Source organism: Streptomyces sp. NPDC002054, from assembly GCF_040296685.1.
Lineage (GTDB): Bacteria > Actinomycetota > Actinomycetes > Streptomycetales > Streptomycetaceae > Streptomyces.
Map to the genome: position 1 here is coordinate 112,362 of NZ_JBEOXT010000012.1, position 23,538 is coordinate 135,899.

24 protein-coding genes and 1 tRNA gene are annotated in these 23,538 nt (G+C 72.0%); 16 read left to right on the forward strand and 9 right to left on the reverse strand.

The features are described from left to right. Positions 1-16: 16 nt before the first annotated feature. Positions 17-607 carry an SACE_7040 family transcriptional regulator gene (locus ABT123_RS13640; RefSeq protein ID WP_351312945.1) on the reverse strand — a complete coding sequence of 197 codons (591 nt, stop codon included), beginning with the start codon at positions 605-607 and terminating at the stop codon, positions 17-19. 93 nt (positions 608-700) lie between these two features. On the opposite strand from ABT123_RS13640, the gene ABT123_RS13645 reads away from it, so the two are divergent. The 6 genes from ABT123_RS13645 (at position 701) to ABT123_RS13670 (ending at position 8,638) form a co-directional block, all read left to right on the forward strand. After that, positions 701-2,317, forward strand: coding sequence for a carboxyl transferase domain-containing protein (locus ABT123_RS13645; protein WP_351312947.1), 1,617 nt, complete (start codon positions 701-703; stop codon positions 2,315-2,317). Between the two features lie 11 nt (positions 2,318-2,328). Then, positions 2,329-4,419: an ATP-binding protein gene (locus tag ABT123_RS13650; protein ID WP_351312949.1), complete on the forward strand. Its 2,091-nt coding sequence runs from the start codon at positions 2,329-2,331 to the stop codon at positions 4,417-4,419. Next, positions 4,416-5,357: a hydroxymethylglutaryl-CoA lyase gene (locus ABT123_RS13655; protein ID WP_351312951.1), complete on the forward strand. Its 942-nt coding sequence runs from the start codon at positions 4,416-4,418 to the stop codon at positions 5,355-5,357. Before ABT123_RS13650 ends, ABT123_RS13655 begins: the two co-directional genes overlap by 4 nt. A gap of 7 nt (positions 5,358-5,364) precedes the next feature. Beyond that, positions 5,365-6,525, forward strand: coding sequence for an acyl-CoA dehydrogenase family protein (locus ABT123_RS13660; RefSeq protein WP_351312953.1), 1,161 nt, complete (start codon positions 5,365-5,367; stop codon positions 6,523-6,525). 120 nt (positions 6,526-6,645) lie between these two features. Continuing rightward, on the forward strand, positions 6,646-7,659 hold the full coding sequence (locus ABT123_RS13665) for an ABC transporter substrate-binding protein (protein WP_351312955.1): 1,014 nt from the start codon (positions 6,646-6,648) through the stop codon (positions 7,657-7,659). A gap of 88 nt (positions 7,660-7,747) precedes the next feature. Then, positions 7,748-8,638 (forward strand): siderophore-interacting protein, encoded by an 891-nt coding sequence (locus ABT123_RS13670; RefSeq protein ID WP_351312956.1) that lies wholly within the window; start codon positions 7,748-7,750, stop codon positions 8,636-8,638. An 88-nt stretch (positions 8,639-8,726) separates the two neighbouring features. Here the strand turns inward: ABT123_RS13670 and ABT123_RS13675 are convergent, their stop codons facing one another. Continuing rightward, entirely contained in the window at positions 8,727-10,313 is a 1,587-nt protein-coding gene (locus ABT123_RS13675) for a beta-N-acetylhexosaminidase (RefSeq protein ID WP_351312958.1), read from the reverse strand. A gap of 52 nt (positions 10,314-10,365) precedes the next feature. Here ABT123_RS13675 and ABT123_RS13680 point away from each other — a divergent pair, with 52 nt between their 5' ends. From ABT123_RS13680 to glmS, 3 genes are all read left to right on the forward strand, one after another. Continuing rightward, the gene (locus tag ABT123_RS13680) at positions 10,366-11,241 is read left to right on the forward strand and encodes a DUF4429 domain-containing protein (protein ID WP_351312959.1); all 876 of its coding nucleotides are present in this window, start codon (positions 10,366-10,368) and stop codon (positions 11,239-11,241) included. Positions 11,242-11,339: 98 nt separating this feature from the next. Next, positions 11,340-11,615, forward strand: coding sequence for a hypothetical protein (locus ABT123_RS13685; RefSeq protein WP_150212064.1), 276 nt, complete (start codon positions 11,340-11,342; stop codon positions 11,613-11,615). Positions 11,616-11,675: 60 nt separating this feature from the next. Continuing rightward, the gene (gene glmS, locus ABT123_RS13690) at positions 11,676-13,493 is read left to right on the forward strand and encodes a glutamine--fructose-6-phosphate transaminase (isomerizing) (RefSeq protein WP_351312961.1); all 1,818 of its coding nucleotides are present in this window, start codon (positions 11,676-11,678) and stop codon (positions 13,491-13,493) included. 98 nt (positions 13,494-13,591) lie between these two features. On the opposite strand, the gene ABT123_RS13695 is transcribed toward glmS, so the two are convergent. Further along, a complete protein-coding gene (locus ABT123_RS13695) occupies positions 13,592-14,158 on the reverse strand; it encodes a GPR1/FUN34/YaaH family transporter (protein WP_351312963.1) in 567 nt (188 codons plus the stop codon). Positions 14,159-14,267: 109 nt separating this feature from the next. Further along, a complete protein-coding gene (locus ABT123_RS13700; protein ID WP_351312965.1) occupies positions 14,268-14,801 on the reverse strand; it encodes a universal stress protein in 534 nt (177 codons plus the stop codon). Positions 14,802-15,107: 306 nt separating this feature from the next. On the opposite strand from ABT123_RS13700, the gene ABT123_RS13705 reads away from it, so the two are divergent. From ABT123_RS13705 to ABT123_RS13725, 5 genes are all read left to right on the forward strand, one after another. Then, positions 15,108-15,443, forward strand: coding sequence for a hypothetical protein (locus ABT123_RS13705; RefSeq protein ID WP_351312967.1), 336 nt, complete (start codon positions 15,108-15,110; stop codon positions 15,441-15,443). 375 nt (positions 15,444-15,818) lie between these two features. Then, positions 15,819-16,991 carry a helix-turn-helix domain-containing protein gene (locus ABT123_RS13710; protein ID WP_351312969.1) on the forward strand — a complete coding sequence of 391 codons (1,173 nt, stop codon included), beginning with the start codon at positions 15,819-15,821 and terminating at the stop codon, positions 16,989-16,991. Between the two features lie 92 nt (positions 16,992-17,083). Next, complete coding sequence (gene orn, locus ABT123_RS13715) at positions 17,084-17,686, forward strand: oligoribonuclease (RefSeq protein WP_351312971.1); 603 nt, start codon at positions 17,084-17,086, stop codon at positions 17,684-17,686. A gap of 95 nt (positions 17,687-17,781) precedes the next feature. Further along, a tRNA-His gene (locus ABT123_RS13720) sits at positions 17,782-17,854 on the forward strand. Positions 17,855-17,937: 83 nt separating this feature from the next. Next, positions 17,938-18,360, forward strand: coding sequence for an NUDIX domain-containing protein (locus ABT123_RS13725; protein ID WP_351312973.1), 423 nt, complete (start codon positions 17,938-17,940; stop codon positions 18,358-18,360). 17 nt (positions 18,361-18,377) lie between these two features. On the opposite strand, the gene ABT123_RS13730 is transcribed toward ABT123_RS13725, so the two are convergent. From ABT123_RS13730 to ABT123_RS13740, 3 genes are all read right to left on the reverse strand, one after another. Then, positions 18,378-19,091, reverse strand: coding sequence for an NADPH-dependent F420 reductase (locus tag ABT123_RS13730; RefSeq protein ID WP_351312975.1), 714 nt, complete (start codon positions 19,089-19,091; stop codon positions 18,378-18,380). A 148-nt stretch (positions 19,092-19,239) separates the two neighbouring features. Then, complete coding sequence (locus tag ABT123_RS13735; RefSeq protein ID WP_351312977.1) at positions 19,240-20,628, reverse strand: sensor histidine kinase; 1,389 nt, start codon at positions 20,626-20,628, stop codon at positions 19,240-19,242. Next, a complete protein-coding gene (locus ABT123_RS13740; RefSeq protein ID WP_150207646.1) occupies positions 20,625-21,314 on the reverse strand; it encodes a response regulator transcription factor in 690 nt (229 codons plus the stop codon). Before ABT123_RS13740 ends, ABT123_RS13735 begins: the two co-directional genes overlap by 4 nt. 79 nt (positions 21,315-21,393) lie before the next feature. On the opposite strand from ABT123_RS13740, the gene ABT123_RS13745 reads away from it, so the two are divergent. Continuing rightward, positions 21,394-21,933 carry a hypothetical protein gene (locus ABT123_RS13745; protein WP_351312979.1) on the forward strand — a complete coding sequence of 180 codons (540 nt, stop codon included), beginning with the start codon at positions 21,394-21,396 and terminating at the stop codon, positions 21,931-21,933. 35 nt (positions 21,934-21,968) lie between these two features. Beyond that, the gene (locus ABT123_RS13750) at positions 21,969-22,130 is read left to right on the forward strand and encodes a type II toxin-antitoxin system Phd/YefM family antitoxin (RefSeq protein WP_351312981.1); all 162 of its coding nucleotides are present in this window, start codon (positions 21,969-21,971) and stop codon (positions 22,128-22,130) included. 30 nt (positions 22,131-22,160) lie between these two features. On the opposite strand, the gene ABT123_RS13755 is transcribed toward ABT123_RS13750, so the two are convergent. Beyond that, a complete protein-coding gene (locus tag ABT123_RS13755; protein WP_351312983.1) occupies positions 22,161-23,027 on the reverse strand; it encodes a spermidine synthase in 867 nt (288 codons plus the stop codon). Between the two features lie 57 nt (positions 23,028-23,084). After that, a complete protein-coding gene (locus ABT123_RS13760; protein ID WP_351312985.1) occupies positions 23,085-23,480 on the reverse strand; it encodes a hypothetical protein in 396 nt (131 codons plus the stop codon). Between the last annotated feature and the right edge of the window lie 58 nt (positions 23,481-23,538).

Consider the following 23,538-nt stretch of genomic DNA (forward strand, 5'->3'; position numbering starts at 1 on the left):
GGGCAGCCGCCCGGGCTCAGGCGGTCGGAGCCGCGCTCAGTGCGGCAAATGCGCCGTTGGCCAGGCGGCGGAGGAGGGATTCGGTGGCTTCGCGGCCGAGGGAGCCGAGGTGGGGGGTTGAGTTCAGGAGGCCGAAGACCGCGTGGACGGCCACCCGGGCTTCCGCCTCCGGTGCGTCCGGGTGGAGTTCCCGCACAACGGCCACCCACAGCTCGACGTACTGCCGCTGGAGCTGCCGCACCAGCTTGCGGTCCGCCTCGCGCAGCCGGTCCAGCTCGCGGTCGTGGACGGTGATCAGCGCGCGGTCGTCGAGGGCGAAGTCGATGTGGCCGTCGACCAGGGAGGCCAGGACCTCCTCCGGACGGCCGGCCGCCTCGGCGACCCGGTGCCGGCCGCCGGTGAGCAGCCGCTCGCTGATGCCCACCAGCAGCTCGGCCAGCATCGCGTCCTTGCCGGCGAAGTGCCGGTAGAGGCCGGGGCCGCTGATGCCCACGGCCGCGCCTATCTCGTCGACGCCGACTCCGTGGAATCCGCGCTCGGCGAAGAGGCGAGCGGCCTCGTTGAGGATCTGCTCGCGACGGGTGGGGACGGCCGCTGATGTGGTCATGGGAATCCATTCTAGACAGGGGCCGTTAGCGCTCGTTAACCTAAGCAGGTCATGCGTTAACGCTCATTAACCGAGGGCAAGGGAGCTCACGGGATGCAGCAGGCACCAGTGCTTCACAGCGCCGCCGATCCGGCGTCCGAAGCCTGGCGGACCAACGAGGCCGCCCACCGCACACTCGCGGAGGGCCTCCGGACCCGCCTGGAGACCGCCCGCCTCGGCGGCGGCGAGAAGGCCCGCGCCCGGCACACCGCCCGCGGGAAGCTCCTCCCCCGGGACCGGGTGGACACCCTCCTGGACCCGGGCTCCCCCTTCCTGGAGCTGGCCCCGCTGGCCGCCGAGGGCATGTACGGCGGTGCGGCCCCCGCCGCGGGGGTGATCGCGGGCATCGGGCGGGTCAGCGGCCGGGAGTGCGTGGTCGTCGCCAACGACGCCACCGTCAAGGGCGGCACGTACTACCCGATGACCGTCAAGAAGCACCTGCGCGCCCAGGAGGTGGCACTGGAGAATCGTCTCCCCTGCGTCTACCTGGTCGACTCCGGCGGCGCCTTCCTGCCCATGCAGGACGAGGTGTTCCCGGACCGCGAGCACTTCGGCCGGATCTTCTACAACCAGGCCCGGATGTCCGGTGCCGGCATCCCGCAGATCGCCGCCGTGCTCGGTTCCTGCACGGCCGGCGGGGCGTATGTGCCGGCGATGAGCGACGAAGCGGTCATCGTGCGCGGCCAGGGCACGATCTTCCTGGGCGGCCCGCCGCTGGTGAAGGCCGCGACCGGCGAGGTCGTCACCGCCGAGGAGCTGGGCGGCGGCGAGGTCCACTCCCGGATCTCGGGCGTGACCGACCACCTCGCGGAGGACGACGCGCACGCGCTGCGGATCGTCCGGAACATCGTGGCCACCCTGCCCGAGCGCGGCCCGCTGCCCTGGCCGGTCGAGCCGGCCGAGGAGCCGAAGGTGGACCCGTACGGCCTGTACGGCGCGGTGCCGGTGGACTCCCGCACCCCGTACGACGCCCGCGAGGTCATCGCCCGGATCGTGGACGGCTCCCGCTTCCAGGAGTTCAAGGCCGAGTTCGGCACCACCCTGGTCACCGGCTTCGCCCGGATCCACGGCCACCCGGTCGGGATCGTCGCCAACAACGGCATCCTGTTCTCCGAGTCCGCCCAGAAGGGCGCCCACTTCATCGAGCTGTGCGACCAGCGCGGCATCCCGCTGCTGTTCCTGCAGAACATCTCGGGCTTCATGGTCGGCCGCGACTACGAGGCCGGCGGTATCGCCAAGCACGGCGCGAAGATGGTGACGGCCGTGGCCTGCACCCGGGTCCCCAAGCTGACGGTGGTCGTCGGCGGCAGCTACGGCGCCGGCAACTACTCGATGTGCGGCCGGGCCTACTCCCCCCGGTTCCTGTGGATGTGGCCCAACGCCAAGATCTCGGTGATGGGCGGCGAGCAGGCCGCCTCCGTGCTGGCCACGGTCAAGCGGGACCAGATCGAGGGCGCGGGCCAGGAGTGGCCGGCCGAGGACGAGGACGCCTTCAAGGCGCCCATCCGCGCCCAGTACGAGGAGCAGGGCAACGCGTACTACGCCACCGCCCGGCTCTGGGACGACGGGGTCATCGACCCGCTGGAGACCCGGCAGGTGCTGGGTCTGGCTCTGACCGCGTGTGCCAACGCCCCGCTGGGCGAGCCCGGCTTCGGCATCTTCCGAATGTGAGGACTTCTTCCATGTTCAGCACGGTCCTTGTGGCGAACCGGGGCGAGATCGCAGTCCGCGTCATCCGCACCCTGCGGGAGCTGGGCGTGCGTTCGGTGGCCGTCTTCAGCGACGCGGATGCCGATGCGCGGCACGTACGGGAGGCCGACACGGCCGTCCGGATCGGCCCGGCGGCAGCCGCGGAAAGCTACCTGTCGGTGGCGAAGCTGATCGACGCGGCCCGGCGCACCGGCGCGGAGGCGGTCCATCCCGGCTACGGGTTCCTCGCGGAGAACGCGGCGTTCGCGGCGGCCTGCGCGGAGGCCGGACTGGCCTTCATCGGCCCGCCCGCCGCCGCGATCTCCCTGATGGGAGACAAGATCCGGGCCAAGGAGACGGTGAAGGCGGCCGGCGTGCCGGTGGTGCCGGGCTCCTCCGGCAGTGGCCTGTCCGATGCCGAACTGACCGCGGCGGCGCGGGAGATCGGTATGCCGGTGCTGCTCAAGCCCTCGGCGGGCGGCGGCGGCAAGGGCATGCGGCTGGTCCGGGACGTGGCGGTGCTCGGCGAGGAGATCGCGGCGGCCCGCCGCGAGGCCCGGTCCTCCTTCGGCGACGACACGCTGCTGGTGGAGCGGTGGATCGACCGGCCCCGGCACATCGAGATCCAGGTCCTGGCGGACGGCCACGGCAACGTGGTCCACCTCGGCGAGCGCGAGTGCTCCCTGCAGCGCCGCCACCAGAAGATCATCGAGGAGGCGCCGTCCGTCCTGCTGGACGAGAAGACCCGGGCGGCGATGGGCGAGGCCGCGGTGAACGCGGCGCGCTCCTGCGGGTACGTGGGCGCGGGCACGGTCGAGTTCATCGTGCCGGGCACGGACCCGTCGGCGTACTACTTCATGGAGATGAACACCCGGCTCCAGGTCGAGCACCCGGTGACGGAGCTGATCACGGGCCTGGACCTGGTCGAGCAGCAGCTGCGGGTCGCGGCCGGCGAGGAGCTGGCCTTCGGCCAGGACGAGGTCCGGCTGACCGGGCACGCGATCGAGGCGCGGGTCTGCGCGGAGGACCCGGCGCGCGGGTTCCTGCCGTCGGGCGGCACGGTGCTGGCGCTGTCGGAGCCGTCCTCGTCGGTGGTCCGTACGGACTCCGGACTCACGGCGGGCGTGCCGGTGGGGTCGACGTACGACCCGATGCTGTCGAAGGTGATCGCGTACGGTCCGGACCGCGCGGCTGCGCTGCGGACGCTGCGGGCGGCGCTGGCGGACACGGTGATCCTGGGGGTCCAGACGAACGCGGGGTTCCTGCGGCGGCTGCTGGCCCACCCGTCCGTCGTCACGGGCGACCTTGACACCGGGCTGGTGGAGCGGGACCTCGCCTCGCTCCTGCCGGAGGGCGTCCCGGCGGAGGTGTACGCGGTGGCGGCGCTGCTGGCGGCCGGGGGCTCTTTCCCCCACCCCGCCCCTTCCCGTAACTGGGGGCTCCGCCCCCAGACCCCCGCGTCGGCTGCGGCGCAGCCGACCGGCTGGGTCGACCCCTTCGGGGTCGCCGACGGCTGGCGCCTGGGCGGCACCCCCGCCTGGACCGTCCACCACTTCCGGCTCCCGGGCCAGGACCCGGTCGAGATCCGCACCCGGGTGACCGGGGCCGGCCACGAGGTGCTCCTCCCGGGTCCCGGGGGCGCAGCCGCGGTCCCCGCCCGGATCGTTCTGCTCGGCAGCGACCGGGTCACCGTAGAACTCGACGGGGTCACCCACACCTTCGCGTACGCCCCCTCCCCGGACGGGGTCTGGCTCAGCCGCGACGGCGAGACCTGGCACGTCCAGGCCCACGACCCGGTCGAGGCGAGCCTCACCGGCGGCGGCCGGGCCGGCGCCGACACCCTCGCCGCCCCCATGCCCGGCACCGTCACCGTGGTGAAGGTGGCGGTCGGCGACACCGTGGCCGCCGGCCAGAGCCTGCTGGTCGTCGAGGCGATGAAGATGGAGCACGTCATCTCCGCCCCGCACGCCGGCACCGTCACCGAGCTCGACGTGAGCCCCGGCAGCACCGTCGCCATGGACCAGGTGCTCGCCGTCGTCACCCCGGACCCGGACCAGGACCCGGACCAGGAGGAGGGCCGATGACCGCACCGGGACTGCCCATGCCCGTGCCGGACCCCGGCCTCCCCGCCGCGGTGCGGATCCACGAGGTCGGTGCCCGCGACGGCCTGCAGAACGAGCCGTCGGCCGTGCCGACCGAGGTGAAGGCCGAGTTCATCCACCGGCTGGCCGCGGCCGGGCTGACCACCGTCGAGGCCACCAGCTTCGTGCACCCCAAGTGGGTGCCGCAGCTGGCCGACGCCGAGGAGCTGTTCCCGAAGCTCGCGGACCTCGGCGGGGTCGCCCTGCCCGTCCTCGTCCCCAACGAGCGCGGACTGGACCGGGCCCTGCAGCTCGGCGCCCGCCGGATCGCCGTCTTCGGATCCGCCACCGAGACCTTCGCCTCCCGCAACCTCAACCGGACCGTCGCCGAGTCCCTCGCCATGTTCGAGCCGGTGGTGGCCCGGGCCAAGCAGGAGAAGGTGCACGTCCGCGGCTATCTCTCCATGTGCTTCGGCGACCCCTGGGAGGGCCCGGTCCCGGTCCCCCAGGTGGTCCGGGTCGCCAAGGCACTGCTCGACCTCGGGTGTGACGAGCTGAGCCTGGGCGACACCATCGGCGTCGCCACCCCCGGCCACGTCCGGGAACTGCTCGGCAGCCTCAACGAGGCGGGCGTCGGCACCGACCGGATCGGCGTGCACTTCCACGACACCTACGGCCAGGCCCTGTCCAACACCCTCGCCGCCCTCCAGCACGGCGTCACCACCGTCGACGCCTCCGCCGGCGGCCTCGGCGGCTGCCCGTACGCGAAGAGCGCCACCGGCAACCTCGCCACCGAGGACCTGGTGTGGATGCTCCACGGCCTCGGCATCGAGACCGGGGTCGACCTGGCCGCCCTCACCGCCACGAGCGTGTGGATGGCCGAACAGCTGGGACGCCCCAGCCCCTCCCGTACCGTCCGCGCCCTCTCCCACAAGGAGTAGTCACACCATGTCCCTCGACCACCGGCTCACCCCTGAGCACGAGGAACTCCGCCGCACCGTCGAGGCGTTCGCGCACGACGTGATCGCGCCGAAGATCGGCGACCTGTACGAGCGCCACGAGTTCCCGTACGAGATCGTCGCCGAGATGGGCCGCATGGGCCTGTTCGGCCTGCCCTTCCCCGAGGAGTACGGCGGCATGGGCGGCGACTACCTCGCCCTCGGCATCGCCCTGGAGGAGCTGGCCCGCGTCGACTCCTCGGTCGCCATCACCCTGGAGGCCGGTGTCTCGCTCGGCGCCATGCCGATCTACCTCTTCGGCTCCGAGGAGCAGAAGCGGCAGTGGCTGCCGAAGATGTGCTCCGGCGAGATCCTGGGCGCCTTCGGCCTGACCGAGCCGGGCGCGGGCAGCGACGCCGGCGGCACCCGCACCACGGCCGTCCGGGACGGCGACGAGTGGGTGATCAACGGCTCCAAGTGCTTCATCACCAACTCCGGTACGGACATCACCGGCCTGGTCACGGTCACCGCCGTGACCGGCCGCAAGGTGGACGGCCGCCCGGAGATCTCCTCGATCATCGTCCCGTCCGGCACCCCGGGCTTCACGGTGGCCGCGCCCTACTCCAAGGTCGGCTGGAACGCCTCCGACACCCGCGAGCTGTCCTTCGACGGCGTCCGGGTGCCGCTCGCCAACCTGGTGGGCGAGGAGGGCCGCGGCTACGCGCAGTTCCTGCGGATCCTGGACGAGGGCCGGATCGCCATCTCCGCGCTCGCGACCGGCCTGGCCCAGGGCTGCGTGGACGAGTCGGTGAAGTACGCGAAGGAGCGGCACGCCTTCGGCAAGGCGATCGGCGACAACCAGGCCATCCAGTTCAAGCTGGCGGACATGGAGATGCGCGCCCACATGGCCCGGATCGGCTGGCGCGATGCCGCGTCCCGGCTGGTGGCCGGGGAGCCGTTCAAGAAGGAGGCGGCGATCGCGAAGCTGTACTCCTCGACGGTGGCCGTGGACAACGCCCGGGAGGCCACGCAGATCCACGGCGGGTACGGGTTCATGAACGAGTACCCGGTGGCCCGGATGTGGCGGGACTCCAAGATCCTGGAGATCGGTGAGGGAACCAGCGAGGTGCAGCGCATGCTGATCGCCCGCGAGCTGGGCTTCGCCGGCTGAGTGTGCCGGGGCCGGCCGGACCGGCCCCCCTCGCCCGTCGGGAGTGAGGTTAGGCTAACCTCACTCCCGACGGCGGCCGGCGGTCGCCGCGAGCCGCACCGCACGAAAGCAGACACAGCCATGCCCAAGTCCCGAGCCGCTCACCTCACCCGCCGCGGGGTCCTCGCCGCCGGCAGCGCCCTCTGCCTCGGCGCCGTCCTGGTCGGGTGCGGCTCAGGGAGCGCCGACGACAAGGGCGGGGCCTGGTCCTTCAAGGACGACCGCGGCCAGACCGCGAGCACCAAGGGCACCCCGAAGAACGTCGTGGCCTACGTCGGCACCGCCGCCGCGCTCCACGACTTCGGCGTCGAGGTCAAGGGCGTGTTCGGCCCGACCAAGACCGCCGACGGCAAGGCCGATGTCCAGGCCGGCTCGCTCGACGTCAACAAGGTCGAGATCCTCGGCAACACCTTCGGCGAGTTCAACATCGAGAAGTACGCGGCCCTCAAGCCCGATCTGCTCGTCTCCAACGTGTGGGAGAAGGACGTCCTCTGGTACGTCCCGGAGGAGTCCAAGGACAAGATCGGCAAGCTGGCGCCCAGCGTCGGCCTCTTCGCCGGCCCCGACACCACCCTCCCCAAGGCCATCGCCCGCAACGCCGAGCTCGCCGAGGCGCTGGGCGCCGACCTGAAGACCAAGAAGACCACCGACGCCAAGGCCCGCTTCGAGAAGGCCTCCGAGCGGCTGCGCCAGGCCGCCAAGGCCAACCCGGGCATCAAGGTGCTGATCGGCTCCGGCGACCCCGACCACTTCTACGTCTCGGTGCCGGACAAGTCCGCCGACACCAAGTACTTCAAGGAGCTCGGGGTCGAGTTCGTCGAGCCGCAGAACCCCGACGCGGCCGGCTTCTTCGAGCCGCTGTCCTGGGAGAACGCCGGCAAGTACCAGGCCGACCTGATCATCCTGGACAACCGCACCGGCACGCTCCAGGACAAGGACCTGCGCGCGGGCAAGCCCACCTGGGCGGGCCTGCCGGCGGTCAAGGCCAACCAGGTCGCCCCGCGGGTCACCGAGCCGGTCTTCTCCTACGAGGCCTGCGCCAAGCTCATCGAGGACCTGGCCGCCACCCTGGAGAAGGCCAAGAAGACCAGCTGACCCGGGACACCGGCGCCGCGGGCTCGACCGGCCCGCGGCGCGCGCCCCGCGTCCGTACGACCGAACCACTCCCGGGGGGATCCACCGCATGACCGAGGCCGAGGCGGCCGTCGCCCACTTCCGCTTCTTCGCGCTCGAGGTGCTGCGCACCCGCCGTCTGGGCCGCTCCTTCCTGCGGGTCACCTTCGGCGGCGCCTCCCTCGCGGACTTCCGCTCGGGCGGCCACGACCAGAGCCTGTCGCTCTTCCTCCCGCCCCCGCACCGGGAACACACGGAGCTCCCGTCCACCGACGAGCAGACCTGGTTCGCGGCTTGGCGGGACATGCCGGACGAGGAGCGGCCGGTGATGCGCTCGTACACGGTGCGCGAGCAGCGGCGCACCGCCGGGGGCGTGGACGAGCTCGACATCGACTTCGTCCTGCACGGGGACTCCTCCCCCGCCTCGCACTGGGCGGGGCGCGCCGTGACCGGCCGCCGGATCCTGGCCATCGGCCCCGCCGTCGCCGAGAACAAGTCGGTCCGCTTCCGGCTGCCGGCCGGTACGGACACGATCTGGATGTACGCCGACGAGACCGCGCTGCCGGCCGCCGCGGCCATCCTCGAGGCGCTGCCCGCGGACCTCCCGGTCGCGGCCTTCCTCGAAGTGCCGCACGCCGACGACCGGCTCGCCCTCGCCGCCCCGGCCGGCGCCCGCATCACCTGGATCGTCCGGCAGGGCACCAGCCCCGAGCGCACCGAGCAGGTGCTCGGGGTGCTGCGCGGGGCCGGGTTCCCCGAGGCGAAGGCCCCGTACGCGTGGATCGCGGGCGAGTCCGGCACCGTACGGGCGGTCCGCCGGCACCTGGTGCAGGAACGTTCCGTCGACCGCCGCGCGGTCCGCTTCACCGGCTACTGGCGGCTGGGCGTCGGCGAGGAACAGCTGCTGGCCGAGGCCTACGCCGGCCAGGCCCCCAGCGAGGAGCCCGAAGCGGCCCTGTAGCCGTCGGCCCCCTGATTGTCCGGGCGCGCGTCGATACGGTCCCTCGACGCGCGCCCGGCTTCTTTGCAGGCCCTAAGGCCCTAAGGTCCTACGGCCAGGGGACGTCCGGGGCCCGGAAGTAGCCGATGTCCTGGGCGTCCAGGCGCGGGCCGTGGGAGGCCAGGCGCTGGGAGTACGCGGCCCAGTCCAGCTTCGCCGCCGGGGACCAGCCCAGTTCCGCAATGCCCAGCACCCGCGGGAAGGCCATGAGCTCCAGGTCGGCCCGGGTGGCGATGGTCTCCGTCCACAGCGGGGCCTCCACCCCCAGCACCGCGGACTCGGGGACTCCGGCGAGATGGCTCCCCGGGTTCCAGGCGTAGGACCGCTGCACCGGGACGTGGCCCGCCCAGGCCAGCCCCAGCGCGGTGTCCTTGTCGTACTTCATGTCCAGGTAGGCGTGGTCGGCCGGGGAGAGGATCAGCTGGTGGCCCGCCTTCGCGGCGGCCACCACCCGCTCCCGCTCGGCGGCCGTGGTCTTGTCGTGGCCCCACCACTGGAGCACCGCGCCCGGCGCCGGCTCCGCCGCCGCCAGCTGGTGCCAGGCCACCACCGTCTTGCCCTGGCCGGCCACCGCCTCCTGGGCCCGCTCCATGAAGGCCGCGTAGTCCGCCGCCGGTGTCGCATGGGCCTCGTCGCCGCCGATGTGCAGGTACCGGCCCGGGGTGAGCGCGGCGAGTTCCCGCAGCACGTCCTCGACGAACTCGTAGGTGACCTCCTTGGACACGCACAGGGAGCTGAAGCCGACCTTGATCCCGGTGTAGCGGGCCGGGGCCTTCCCGTCGCAGTTCAGCTCCGGGTAGGAGGCGAGGGCCGCGTTGGTGTGGCCGGGCATGTCGATCTCCGGGACCACCTCCACATACCGCTCGGCCGCGTACTCCACGAGCTCGCGGTAGTCGCCCTTGGTCCAGTGGCCGCCCGGGCCGCCGCCGACCCCGCCCACCCCGCCGTACTCGGCGAGCCGCGGCCAGGAGTCGACGGCCAGCCGCCAGCCCTGGTCGTCGGTGAGGTGGACGTGCAGTTTGTTGATCTTGTACTGGGCGAGCTGGTCGAGGTACCGCTTCACCTGCGGGACCGTGAAGTAGTGCCGGGCGATGTCGATCATCGCGCCGCGGTAGGCGAAGCGCGGGCGGTCGGTGACGGTGCCGCCGGGGACCTCCCCGGCCCCGGAGGCCGGCACCAGCTGGCGCAGCGTCTGTCCGGCGTAGAACAGCCCGGCCGGGGTGCGGGCGGTCAGGGTCACGGCGGCGGCGGTGGACTCCAGGCGGTAGCCCTCCTCCCCGAGCTCCGCCGCGGACTCGTCCAGCCGTAGCAGGATCCCGTCGGCCGTCGTACCGCCGTCCACCACGGGCAGCGGCAGCCCGCTGGGGCCGCGCAGCTGTTCGGCGAGCCGCTCGCCGATCTGCCGCGCCTCTTCGGATCGGGTGCCGGTACGGATCACCGTGCCCGGGACGAGGCGGTAGCCGGAGCCGCCGGGGCGGGCGTCGGCGGGGGCGGGCAGGATGCGTTCGTACGGCGGGGGCTCGGCGTGGCGGAGGAGCTCCCCGGATTTCGCGTCGTCGGCGCCGCTGGACTCCGTACAGGAGACCGCCGCCGTGAGGATCAGCAGGACACCGAGTGCGCACAGGACCCGTCTCATGGGCCCAGGTATAGGCCAACTCCCTTGCCCTGGACGATGGGAGAATCGCCGGATGGCGGAAATCATCCAAAAGGACGGCACATGGACTTTCGACGGGGACGCAATACGCATCGTGCCCGGCCGGGACAAGGGGACCGGACTGCTGCGGCAGACGCTCGGCGAGGTGACCGTGCCGCTGCAGGCACTGGCGGGGATCTCCTATGAGCCCGGCCGCAAGGCGGGCCGGCTGCGGCTGCGCCTGCGCGACGGGGCCGACCCGCTGCTCCACGTGACGGCCGGGCGGCTGCCCGAGGCCTCCGACCCGTACCGGCTGACCGTGGAGGCGGACCGGACGGGGGTCGCCGAGTACTTCGTGGACGAGGTGCGCAACGCCCTGCTGCTGGACGAGGTCGACCCCGGCCCGGCGGACGGATGGCTGCTGCCGGGGCCGGCCCTGCCGATCACGGTGGGGGCGGGTGACGGTACGGCCTCCTTCGACGGGACGCGGGTGTCCCTGGAGTGGAACTGGAAGACGGAGGACGCCAAGGCCTCCGGCGGGACCCGGTCCTTTGCGGTGGCGGACATCGGCGCGGTGGATTGGTACCCGGCGGCAGGGCTGGAGAACGGCTGGCTCCGGTTCACCCTGGCCGGGAGCGGCTCGAAGGCACCGGAACCCAAGTACGACCCGCACGCCGTGGAGCTCTTCGGCTTCAAGAAGGATCCGCTGATGGCGCTGGTGGGGGCCGCGGTGCTGGCCCGGATGCCGCACCCGTCGGCCCCACGGGACGCGATACCGCCGGCCGCACCTGTCGCACCTTCTGCGGACGCCGCCGAAGATCACGACGCACTGCTGCGGCGGCTCCGCGAGCTGGGTGAACTGCACCAGGCAGGGGTCCTCACCCCGGAGGAGTTCGCCGCGGCCAAGGCGGCGGTACTGAGCCGCTTCTAGCCTCCTCAACAGGTCTGGACAGGTCTGGACCTTTAAGATCCTGCCCGAATTCGGGCAGGATCTTTGCGTTCCGAGGCGTGAGACGTCAGTATCTACGGGTGCTCGACCGCCGCCCGTCGCATGACGATCTTGTCGACCACCTGGTGCGCAGCACCGCGCTCCAGCGCGGGGAGGCGGCCCGGGTGGTGCTCGACGTGCTGGCGTACTTCGACGAGACGACCGAGGAATTCGTCCGCCGTCGCCACCGCGAGCTCCAGTCCGGTGGTGCGGTGAACGCGGAGATCTTCGATCGGATCGCGGCCGAACTGCCGCACCGCGCCGTGGCGCCGCCGGAGCTCTCGCTCCGGCAGCTGCGCCGGATCGTCTACGGCTGAGGCCAAGGCTGAGGCTTAGGCCGAGCACACACACCGGAACTTCAGGAGGGGCACAACCACATGTGCGGAATCGTCGGTTACATCGGCAAGCGTGACGTGGCACCACTGCTGCTGGAAGGTCTGCAGCGGCTCGAGTACCGCGGCTACGACTCCGCGGGCATCGTCGTCAACAGCCCGAAGGCCGGCGCGCTCAAGATGGTCAAGGCCAAGGGCCGGGTCCGGGACCTGGAGGCGCGCGTCCCGAAGCGGTTCGCCGGCACCACCGGCATCGCCCACACCCGCTGGGCCACCCACGGTGCCCCGAGCGACATCAACTCGCACCCGCACCTGGACCCGGAGAACAAGGTCGCCGTCGTCCACAACGGCATCGTCGACAACGCCTCCGAGCTGCGCGCCAAGCTCGAGGCGGACGGCGTGGTCTTCGCCTCCGAGACCGACACCGAGGTGATCACCCACCTGATCGCCCGCTCCACCGCCGACTCCCTGGAGGAGAAGGTCCGCGAGGCGGTCAAGCTCATCGAGGGCACCTACGGCATCGCCGTCATGCACGCCGACTTCACCGACCGCATCGTGGTCGCCCGCAACGGCTCCCCGGTGATCCTCGGCATCGGCGAGAAGGAGATGCTCGTCGCCTCCGACGTGGCCGCGCTGATCGCCCACACCCGCCAGGTCGTCACCCTGAACGACGGCGAGATGGCCACCCTGAAGGCCGACGACTTCCGCACCTACACCACCAGCGGTACCAAGACCACCGCCACCCCGGAGACCGTGGAGTGGGAGGCCGCCTCCTACGACATGGGCGGCCACGACACCTACATGCACAAGGAGATCTCCGAGCAGCCCGACGCGGTCGACCGCGTGCTGCGCGGCCGGATCGACGACCGCTTCAACACCGTGCACCTGGGCGGCCTGAACCTGGACCCGCGCGAGGCGCGCGGCATCCGCCGGGTGAAGATCCTGGGCTGCGGCACCTCCTACCACGCGGGCCTGATCGGCGCCGGCCTGATCGAGGGCATGGCCCGGATCCCCGCCGACGCCGAGCCGGCCTCGGAGTTCCGCTACCGCAACCCGGTGGTGGACCCCGACACCCTGTACATCGCGGTCTCCCAGTCCGGTGAGACGTACGACGTGCTGGCGGCGGTGCAGGAGCTCAAGCGCAAGGGCGCGCGGGTGCTGGGCGTGGTCAACGTGGTCGGCTCCGCGATCGCCCGCGAGGCGGACGGCGGCGTGTACGTGCACGCCGGCCCGGAGGTCTGCGTGGTCTCCACCAAGTGCTTCACCAACACGGTCGTCGCCTTCGCGCTCCTGGCCGTCCACCTCGGCCGGATCCGCGACCTGTCGGTGACCGACGGCAAGCGGATCATCGAGGGCCTGCGCAAGCTCCCCGCCCAGATCCAGGAGATCCTGGAGGGCGAGGAGGACATCAAGAAGCTGGCGGCCGAGTACGCCGACGCCAAGTCGATGATGTTCATCGGCCGCGTGCGCGGCTACCCGGTGGCGCTGGAGGCCTCCCTCAAGCTGAAGGAGATCTCCTACATCCACGCCGAGGCCTACCCGGCCTCCGAGCTCAAGCACGGCCCGCTGGCGCTGATCGAGCCCTCGCTGCCGACGGTCGCGATCGTGCCGGACGACGACCTGCTGGAGAAGAACCGCGCGGCGCTGGAGGAGATCAAGGCCCGCAGCGGCCGGATCCTGGCGGTCGCCCACCGCGAGCAGGAGAAGGCCGACCACACCATCGTCGTCCCGAAGAACGAGGACGAGCTGGACCCGATCCTGATGGGCATCCCGCTCCAGCTCCTGGCGTACCACACGGCCCTGGCCCTGGGCCGTGACATCGACAAGCCGCGCAACCTGGCGAAGTCCGTCACCGTCGAGTAGCGGACCCGCTCCGCCCTGCGGGGCGGCTCCGCGCCAGAGGAAAGGCCCCGTGCACCCTGCACGGGGCCTTTCCCGTCGCGCCGAACCGGACCGGGCCGTCAGCTTGCGGCGACCGCGCCGCGGCTGGACCTGCCCAGGGCCATCGGCCAGTTGGCCAGCGCAGCAGTGGCGCCGTACCAGGCCAGCAGGCCCGAGACCGCGGCCACCCAGCCGCCGGCCTTGGCGAGGCCCCCGCTGTCCGCGAAGGCGCCGATGGCCAGAAGGAGCAGGGACAGGGTGAGCAGGGCGTACATGCCCTGGCCGAACAAGCCGCTCGAGGCGGCGACCGTAAGGCTCAGCGCGAGCAGCGCGAAGAGCACCAGAAACGTTCCGCCTGCTTCCGCGGAGACCTCTGCCCCGGCCCCCTTGGCCCAGGTGAACCAGAAGATGCCCAGGCCCGCGAACGCGGTGCCGTTGAATCCGTTGCCGCCGCGGTACTCCAGGAGTCCGAGGAGGAAGAGGGCGGCGCCGCCGACGTACATGGCGAGGAGTACGGAGTCGGCCGCGGAGACACCGTCGATCACCGAGGTGTGGCCGATTCCGAATGCGAGAAGGGTGAGACCCAGGACCAGGTGTCCCAGGGTCGAAGTCGTGGCCGTGCTTCCCGCAGAGACGTCATTGTCCACGGCGGGGCTCCCTTCGATCTGCAGTTTTGTGCTGCTACCCAGCGAGTTTTATCTACCCTTCACACCGGGTCACAACCGCACAATGCGCAGTCGAGCCGTCACGGAGCGATTACGGAATGACAACGACGGGCCGCTGGGCGCGCTTGGCCAGCCGGCCGGCCACGGAGCCGAAAATCCGCCCCACGATGCCGTGCGTGGAACCGACCACGATCGCGTCGGCCGAGTACTCCCGGCCGACCTCCTCCAGCTCGTGGCAGATGTCCCCGCCCCGCTCGACCAGGATCCACGGCACCTCGGCCAGATAGTCGGCGCAGGCCAGCTCCAGCCCCAGCACCTCGGTGCGGTGGTCCGGCACGTCCACGAAGACCGGTGGCTCGCAGCCGGCCCACACGGTGGTGGGCAGCCGGTTGGCCACATGCACGATGATCAGACCGGAACCGGACCGGCGGGCCATCCCGATCGCATACGCAAGGGCCCGTTCACTGGAGGTGGAGCCATCGAATCCCACCACGACGCCGTGCCGGAAGGCCGGATCGCAGGGGTGGGGGCGGGTGTCCTCCGCAGCGCGCAGGTCGGCCGACGCGGCGTCGGAGACGCGCTTGCGCTTGCGGTCCGCGGGTTCGGGGAATTCTTGACCGGCCATGAATGTCTCGGCGTTGGATCCTCGGGAATCAACGGGCGGATTGGCGACGCAGGGTGACGGAGCTCTGTCCGGGAAGCATCTTCCCAAGCCCTTACCCACCAGGGTACGGCGACACTCCTGTCCTGGACAGGGCTTGCCGCCCTTGGAGAGCGTCCCAGGGAGCATGCCGGAGGCGGACCTCCTTGGCAATGGCGGATGGTCCCTACAGGCAGTGACGAGCCACCCGGACGCGCAGTGACCGAGCCCCGCCGGACGGCGTTGGACAAGAGACCGAGCCGTCAGGAAGCGCCCGCAGGGAGTACAACCGTGTCAGGCCGTCCGGTTCACCCCGTCCAGTCCGCCGAGCCGCCCGCGCCGCCCGCCCGCGAGGACCCGGCGGGGGACGTGGTGCGCTGGGCGACGTTCAGCTGTCTGCTCGTACCGGTGGTCCTCGTCGTCTACGGGACCTCGCTCGGCGGGGCCGTGGTGGCGACCCTCGGCCTGGCCGCCGTCACGGCGGCGTGCCGGGTGATGCTGCGCCACGCGGAGCGGATGCAGCGGGCCACGGCCCGGGTGCTCGTCCATCGCGGCCGGCACTCGCGGACCGGAGCGGGCGCCCACCGTGGCTGTCGTGCGACGGGCGGCGGCTCCCCGCGCGACTGACCGGTTCGCACACCCGCGCCCGCATGTTTTCAGCCAACTTCACATCCGGACGCATCCCTTGCCGGAATGTCCTCCCAACCGCCCCACCATCAGCAACAACCGTGTACGGGGGGCGCGAAGACCCTATGGGTACTGGCCACGCACAGACGTCCGGCTTCCCCCCAAGGTCGCGGAGTGGAACGCTTCCTGATCGAATGCTTTTCGCCAAGTTGCCAAGTCGACATAGCGCTGCGTGCTGAACTTGTCACGCCGACACCACGGGACGCAGTAGATTCGATCATGTATTTACGGCGGGGGATCACGTGCAAGGCCGAGGGGAAACGTGCAGGTGCGACCAGACCAAGGAGTCGCGACACCCAAGGGGGGCTTAGCGCCATGAGCCAGGACTCCACCGCCGTCGTCGCGGACGCCGGCCGGAAGCTCGCGGGGCGCCGCCGCAGGGAAATCGTCGCGGTGCTGCTCTTCAGCGGCGGTCCGATCTTCGAGAGTTCCATTCCACTTTCCGTGTTCGGCATTGACCGGCAGGACGCGGGAGTTCCACGCTATCGACTGCTCGTGTGCGCCGGGGAGGACGGTCCGCTGCGGACCACCGGCGGACTCGAACTGACGGCACCATACGGGCTGGAGGCGATCGCCCGGGCAGGCACCGTCGTCGTTCCGGCCTGGCGGTCCATCACATCGCCACCACCTCCCGAGGCGCTCGACGCACTGCGTCTGGCCCACGAGGAAGGGGCCCGGATCGTCGGACTGTGCACGGGAGCCTTCGTGCTCGCCGCCGCCGGTCTGCTGGACGGCCGGCCCGCGACGACGCACTGGATGTACGCGCCGACGCTGGCCAAGCGGTACCCGTCCGTCCATGTCGATCCGCGCGAGCTGTTCGTCGACGACGGCGATGTGCTGACGTCCGCGGGCACCGCGGCCGGAATCGACCTGTGCCTCCACATCGTGCGCACCGACCACGGCAGTGAGGCCGCCGGGGCCCTGGCCCGCCGGCTGGTCGTACCGCCACGGCGCACCGGGGGCCAGGAACGCTATCTCGACCGGTCGCTGCCGGAGGAGATCGGCGCCGACCCGCTGGCCGAGGTCGTGGCCTGGGCACTGGAGCACCTCCACGAGCAGTTCGACGTGGAGACGCTCGCCGCCCGGGCGTACATGAGCCGGCGCACCTTCGACCGCCGGTTCCGGTCGCTGACCGGCAGCGCTCCGCTCCAGTGGCTGATCACCCAGCGGGTGCTCCAGGCCCAGCGGCTGCTGGAGACCTCCGACTACTCGGTCGACGAGGTCGCCGGCCGCTGCGGGTTCCGCTCGCCGGTCGCCCTGCGCGGGCACTTCCGGCGGCAGCTGGGGTCCTCCCCCGCGGCCTACCGGTCCGCGTACCGGGCCCGCCGCCCGCAGGTGGACGTCCAGCCGGTGAGCCAGCTCTCCGACGGTCCCGTTCCGCACCAGCGCACCCCGCAGCCGCAGCGCGCGGCGGCGGCGCTGGCGGCCAGCGGCCCCTCGGTGACCGAGCTGTACGCCCCGGGGCGGGCACTGCGCGAGCACGCGTAGCCCCTCGCCCGGGCATCCCCGGGCATCGCACGACGGAGGTCCCCGGATCGGTCCATGACCGATCCGGGGACCTTCCGCATAAGGTGAGACACATGAACGATCGCATGGTGTGGATCGACTGCGAGATGACCGGGCTCTCGCTGACGGACGACGCACTTATCGAGGTGGCCGCACTGGTCACCGACTCGGAGCTCAACGTGCTCGGCGAAGGCGTGGACATTGTGATCCGCCCGCCGGACGCGGCCCTGGAAACCATGCCCGACGTGGTGCGCGAGATGCACACCGCGTCCGGCCTGCTCGAGGAGCTGGCCGGCGGCACCACCCTCGCCGACGCCGAAGCGCAGGTGCTGGCGTACGTACGCCAGCACGTCAAGGAACCCGGCAAGGCCCCGCTCTGCGGAAACTCGGTCGGAACCGACCGCGGCTTCCTGCTGCGCGACATGCCCACGCTGGAGGACTACCTGCACTACCGGATCGTGGACGTGTCCTCGATCAAGGAGCTGGCGCGCCGCTGGTACCCGCGGGCCTACTTCAACAGCCCCCCGAAGAACGGCAATCACCGGGCGCTGGCGGACATCAAGGAGTCCATCGCGGAACTGCGCTACTACCGGGAGGCGGTGTTCGTGGCACAGCCCGGACCCGACTCGGACACGGCGCGGACCATCGCCGCGAAGTACGTCCTGCCCGCCGAATAACCGCCCCGGAGTAAGGGAGGCGATAAGGGGGGAGCGAGCACCCCTGAAGACCCTGTACCCTTTTCTTCGGCCGGTCGGAATTCCGACCGGACATGGTGGGTGTAGCTCAGCTGGTAGAGCACCTGGTTGTGGTCCAGGTGGCCGCGGGTTCGAGTCCCGTCACTCACCCTGTAGGAGGGCCCCGGTCCGCGCAAGCGGACCGGGGCCTTCTGCGTTGGCAAGGTCAGCGATGAGGAAGGACGGGGACGACCATGGGCGCCGAGTCACGGATGCGCATGTCGGTGTACGCCATCGCCGAACGGGAGGGCCGACTGCTGCTCACCCGGCTCACCGAGGACTCGCCGGTGTTCGCGCCGGGTGCCTGGCACCTCCCGGGCGGCGGTATCGACCCCGGGGAGCAGCCGCTGGAGGCCCTCGCCCGGGAACTCCACGAGGAGACCGGCCTGACCCTGCTCGACGCCCGGCTGCTGGACGCCCGCTCCTACCGGACCCACCGCAACGGCATCGACTGGGACCTGGTGGCGATCTTCTACGCCGTCGAGCTCGGCGAGGGCACCGCGCGGGTCGTGGAGGCGGCGGGTTCCACCGACGCCGCGGCCTGGGTCCAGCTGCCCGACCTGGCAGACGTTCCGCTCTCCCCGCCGGCGGCCGACGCGGTGGCCGGCCTGCGCTGACCTCCGTAGGCCCTGTCCTAGTGGCCGCCCCAGGAGCCCGGCCCGCCGGCCCCCTGGATGTGGAAGTTGAAGTCGGTGTGCCCGAGGCTGCCCATCAGGCGGAGCCACAGCGGCAGCAGCATCTCCGTACCCCGGGCGCTCTCGATGCCGCCCAGGTCGAGGATGCCGCCCTCCGGCCAGCCGAAGGTGTGCAGCAGCTCGCGCACCGCCTTCTTGGCGTCCGCGTCGTCCCCGGCCATGAACACGTGGTGCTCACCGGCGACCCGGCTGGGATCGACCATCACCGCACAGTTCATGGTGTTGAGGGTCTTGACCACCCGCAGCCCGGGGAAGGTGCGCTGGATCAGCTCGCCCAGGCTGTCCCGGTCCACCGGGTCGAGGCCGGGCGGGAACCCGCGCGAGAAGTCCAGCGGGTTGGCCACGTCGATCAGCAGCTTGCCGTCCGATCGCCCGGCTTCCGCCTCGGTCAGGGCGGCGATGCTGACCAGCCCGGCGGTGGCGTTGACGAGCGCCTCGCCGGCCCGGGCGGCCTCGGCGAAGCCGGCGAGCCGGACCCCGGGGTGGTCCGCCTGCCAGGTGGCGTAGGGCGGGGTGCCCATGGGGCTGGCTTCGGTCCGGGCCAGGGTGGCCTCGGGGTCCCGGGTGCCGATCACCACCTCGTGGCCGAGGCCGGAGAGCCGGCCGGCCAGGGTCCGTCCGACGATTCCGGTGCCGAGAACTGCGTAGCGCATAGGGGTTCGCCCCTTCGTGGATGACGGCGGGTGGTGCGGCCCGTTCCTCTGACACAACCACGATCCACGATCCGCGCTCCCCCGGCAGCGGGGCCGGTTCAGCCATTCGGACTGCCGGACCGCCCCCCTGCGGCTCAGCCCCTGCGACTCAGCCCTTGCGCTTGCGCCGGCCCGGCCGCCCGCGGCGCCCCCGCCCGGCCTCCGCCTCGCCCCGGGCCCGGTCGTCCAGCCCGATCCACACCCGGACCTCGGTCCCCCCGAGCACCGAACGTCCCAGCCGCAGGTCCCCGCCCGTGGACTCGGCGACCCTCCGTACGATGTCCAGCCCCAGGCCGGTGGAGCCGGTCCGGCCGCCGTCGTTGCCGCGCCGCAGCGCCGCATCCGGGTCGGCGATGCCCGGTCCCGCATCCGAGACCAGCACGATCACCGCGTCGCCCGCGTCGTGCACGTCCACCGCGAACGGAGTGCCCTCGGGGGTGTGCCGGAAGACGTTGCCCAGCATCGCGTCCAGCGCGGCGGCCAGCTCCGGCCGCGCCACCGGGATCCGTACGGTCCGGTCGACCCCTGCGAGCCGCACCTCCCGGCCCTCGTCCTCGGCCAGCGCCGACCAGAACCCCATCCGCTCCCGGATGACCTCCGAGGCGTCACAGCCGGCCGCCACGGCGGCCGACTGCGGCGACCGCTGCTCCCGGGCGGTCCGGATGATGGTGTCCACCTCGTGCTCCAGCTGTTCCACGGCCGCCCGGGTCTGCTCGGCCGCCGGACCGTCGCCCAGGGAGGCCGCGTTGAGCCGGAGCACGGTCAGCGGGGTGCGCAGCCGGTGCGAGAGGTCGGCGGCCAGCTCCCGCTCGTTGGCGAGGAGTTCGACCACCTGGTCGGCCATCGAGTTGAACGCCACCGCCGCCGACTGGAGTTCCTTGGGCCCGTCCTCCGGGACTCGGGCCCCGAGCCGGCCCTCGCCGAGCTGCTGGGCGGCGTACGCGAGCCGCTGCGCGGGGCGGATCATACGGGCGCCGAGCCGGTCCGCGACCGCCACCGAGCCCACGATGAGGGCGAAGCCGACTCCGGCGAGCACCACCCAGGCGGTGGTGACCCCGTTGCTCACCTCGCTCTCCGGGACGAGGATCTCGACCACGGCGATGTCCCCGGAACCGATGGCGGTGGGCTGCAGCAGGGCCGAGCCCCCGCCCGCCACCCTGGCCGTCCGGGCCGAGCCCTCCTGCCGGGTCTGCTCCACCGCCCGGGCGCCCGCCCAGCCGGGCTCCCCGACGGTCACGGCGGGATGGCCGTCCACGGCGGGGACGTGCACCGCCATCCGCCGGACCGCGCCCATGTCGGTGCTCTCCACAGCCCGGCGCAACTGCTGTCCGTCGGTGGTGATGGAGAGGGTGGGGCCGATGGTGGCGGCCTGCCGTTCGGCGTTGGAGAAGGCCCGGTCGCGGGCCATCTCCTGGACGACCATGCCCAGCGGCACGGCGAAGGCCACGACCACCATCACGGTGACCGCGAGGCACACCTTGACCAGGGCCCACCTCACGCCGGCGGCTCCAGCTTCACCCCGACCCCGCGGAGGGTGTGCAGGTAGCGGGGGTTCGCGGCCGTCTCCCCAAGCTTGCGGCGCAGCCAGGACAGGTGGACGTCGATGGTCTGGTCGTCTCCGTAGGACTGCTGCCAGACCTCAGCGAGGAGTTCACGCCGGGCCACCACCACACCGGGCCGCCCGGCCAGGAAGGCCAGCAGGTCGAACTCCCGCCGGGTGAGGTCCAGTACGGTTCCGTCGAGCTCGGCCTGGCGGCGCAGCGGGTCGATGGCCAGGCCGCCGACGCGCAGCACCCGGGAGGGGGGTTCGGCCCCGGCGGCCGAGCGGGCGCGGCGCAGTACGGCGGCCATCCGGGCGGACAGGTGCTCCACGGAGAAGGGCTTGGTGAGGTAGTCGTCGGCGCCGTCGTTGAGCAGCCGGACGATCTCGGCCTCGTCGTCCCGGGCCGTGGCGATGATCACGGGGACGTCGGTGATGCCGCGCAGCATCTTCAGCGCTTCCGAGCCGTCCAGGTCGGGCAGCCCGAGATCGAGGATCACCACGTCGAAGCGGAAGTGCGCGACCTCCCGCAGGGCCTCCAGAGCCGTCCCGACGCTCCGCACGGTGTGCGAGGCCTCGGTGAGGTGCCGGATCAAAGCGGAACGTACGAACTGGTCGTCCTCGACCACGAGCACACTTGCCATGGGCGGCACCGTAGCCCATTCGGGGGAGTGGCCGGGGTGGCAGGCCGGGGTTGGGGGAGGTGGTGCAGTATGTGGGCTGATGCAACGAGGACTTGTCCATGGGCTGGCCTGGACGCTGGCGACCGGGGCGGCGGTGACGCTGTCCTGGTGGGGCGTGCACTCGGTCATGTCCGGTACGGCCTACGACCGGCCGAAGGCGATACCGCTGACCTCCGGAGCCCTGTCCTCGTCGACGCACAGCACGGAACCGCCACCCCCGCCGCCCTCCCCCACACCCTCCGCCCCTTCGTCGGCGCCGTCGGCCTCGTCCACCCCGGCCGCCTCTCCGTCCCCGAAGCCGCCGAAGAAGTCCCCGCCGGGCACCCGCCCCCGGCAGCAGCCGGACGGCAAGGCTTCCGGCACGGTGAAGGGGTACACGGTGGACGGCGGCCGGGTGGTCTTCGACCTGGGCGAGTCCTCGGCCGAGCTGGTCTCGGCGACTCCGGCGGCCGGCTGGCAGATGCAGGTGTGGAAGCAGCCGAAGTGGATCCGGGTGACCTTCACCCGGGACGGCCGTGAGGTGTCGGTGTTCTGCGTCTGGAACGACCACCCGCCGAGGGTGGACGTCTGGGACGCCTGACTGTATTGATCCAGAACGCACTCGGAGGTCAGATCGTGCCCATCTCCGCGAACGCTGCCCGGCAGGAGACCGTCTATCTGCTGCGCTCGCCGCGCAACGCCCGGATTCTGATGGAATCCGTCGCGGATCTGGACGCCGGTCACGGGCAGGCCAGGGAGCTGATCGGCGCCGAAGGCGAAGAAGGTGCCACCGCGTGAAAGGCTGAACCCCCACGCCCCCGCTCCGGTTCAGCGGAACACGGACGGCGGGGGTGCCGGGGAGGGGGAGGCCGAGGCGTCGGCCACCGGGGTTGCGCCGCCGGCGAAGTCCGCGAGGGACCGGCCGTGCTCGACCCGGCCCGGGTGGGGGTCGCTCGCCACCCGGCGGGTGAACTCGGCCAGCGGGAGTTCCCGGTCGGCAGCCACCAGCACCGCATTGCCGAATCGTTTCCCCCGCCAGACCACCGGATCCGCGGCCATCGCCAGCTGCCCGAACCGGGACGCGGCGGTGGCGATCTGCCCGCGCAGGTGGGCGAGCGGCGGTCCGTCGGCGAGGTTGGCCACGTACCAGCCGGTGGGCGACAGGGCCCGCCGTACCTCGTCCAGGAATTCGGCGCTGGTCAGGTGCGCCGGGGTGCGGGCCGCGCTGAACACGTCCGCGATCACCAGGTCCGCCCAGCCGTCCGGCACCTTGGCCAGGCCGGCCCGCGCATCCACCGCCCGGACCCGGACCCTGGCCTGCGGGTCCAGCGGCAGGTGCTCCCGTACGAAGGCCACCAGGCCCGCATCGATCTCCACGATCTGCTGACCGGAGCGGGGGCGGGTGGCGGCGGTGTACCGGGCGAGGGTGAAGGCCCCGCCGCCCAGGTGGAGCACGTTGAGGGGCTGCCGGGCCGGCGCGGCCAGGTCGATGAGGTGGCCGATCCGCCGCTGGTAGGCGAAGTCGAGGTGGGTCGGCTCGTCCAGGTCCACATGGGACTGCGGAGCGCCGTCGATCAGCAGGGTCCAGGCGTTGGCCCGCTCGCGGTCCGGGGCCAGTTCGGCGAGACCGCCGTCCACCTGCCCGCTGACCGCCGCGGAAGCCTCTCGGCCGCTCTTTCGCCTGCTCTTTGCCACGCCCTCATTATGGGTGCCCCATCACGACTGCCATCACGGCTGCCCCATTGTCGCTGGTCAGCGGCAGTTGTCGGCGGCCTCGATCAGCCGGGCCGCCTCGCCGAGGGCCGCCCTCAGGACCTCCGGATCGGTCACCGGGTCACCCGCTTCCGGAGGGAGCAGCCAGCCGGTGCTCGGGCTGCTCCCGGCGGGCGGCTCGCCGAACCGCATCCCGCGGCCGTTGGTCTGCGTACAGGCACTGCCCGGCAGGTCCCAGGCATCGGCGGTGCCGGGCGGGACCAGGAAGCCGAGGGTGTCGCCCGAGCCGTCGTGCAGGACCGGACCGACCCCGGCCGCGGAGACCGCGGCCCGGCGGATGATGTCGACGGCCTCCAGGCCCTGCCGGGTGGGCACGGTCACGAGATCCGGGGCGGCACCCCGCCCGGATGCGGTGCCCAGTGTGCTGTTCTCCATGCCGGCCTCCAACAAGGGAACCCCTCCTCCTGTGCTCCTTGACCACTCCTCAAGGTTC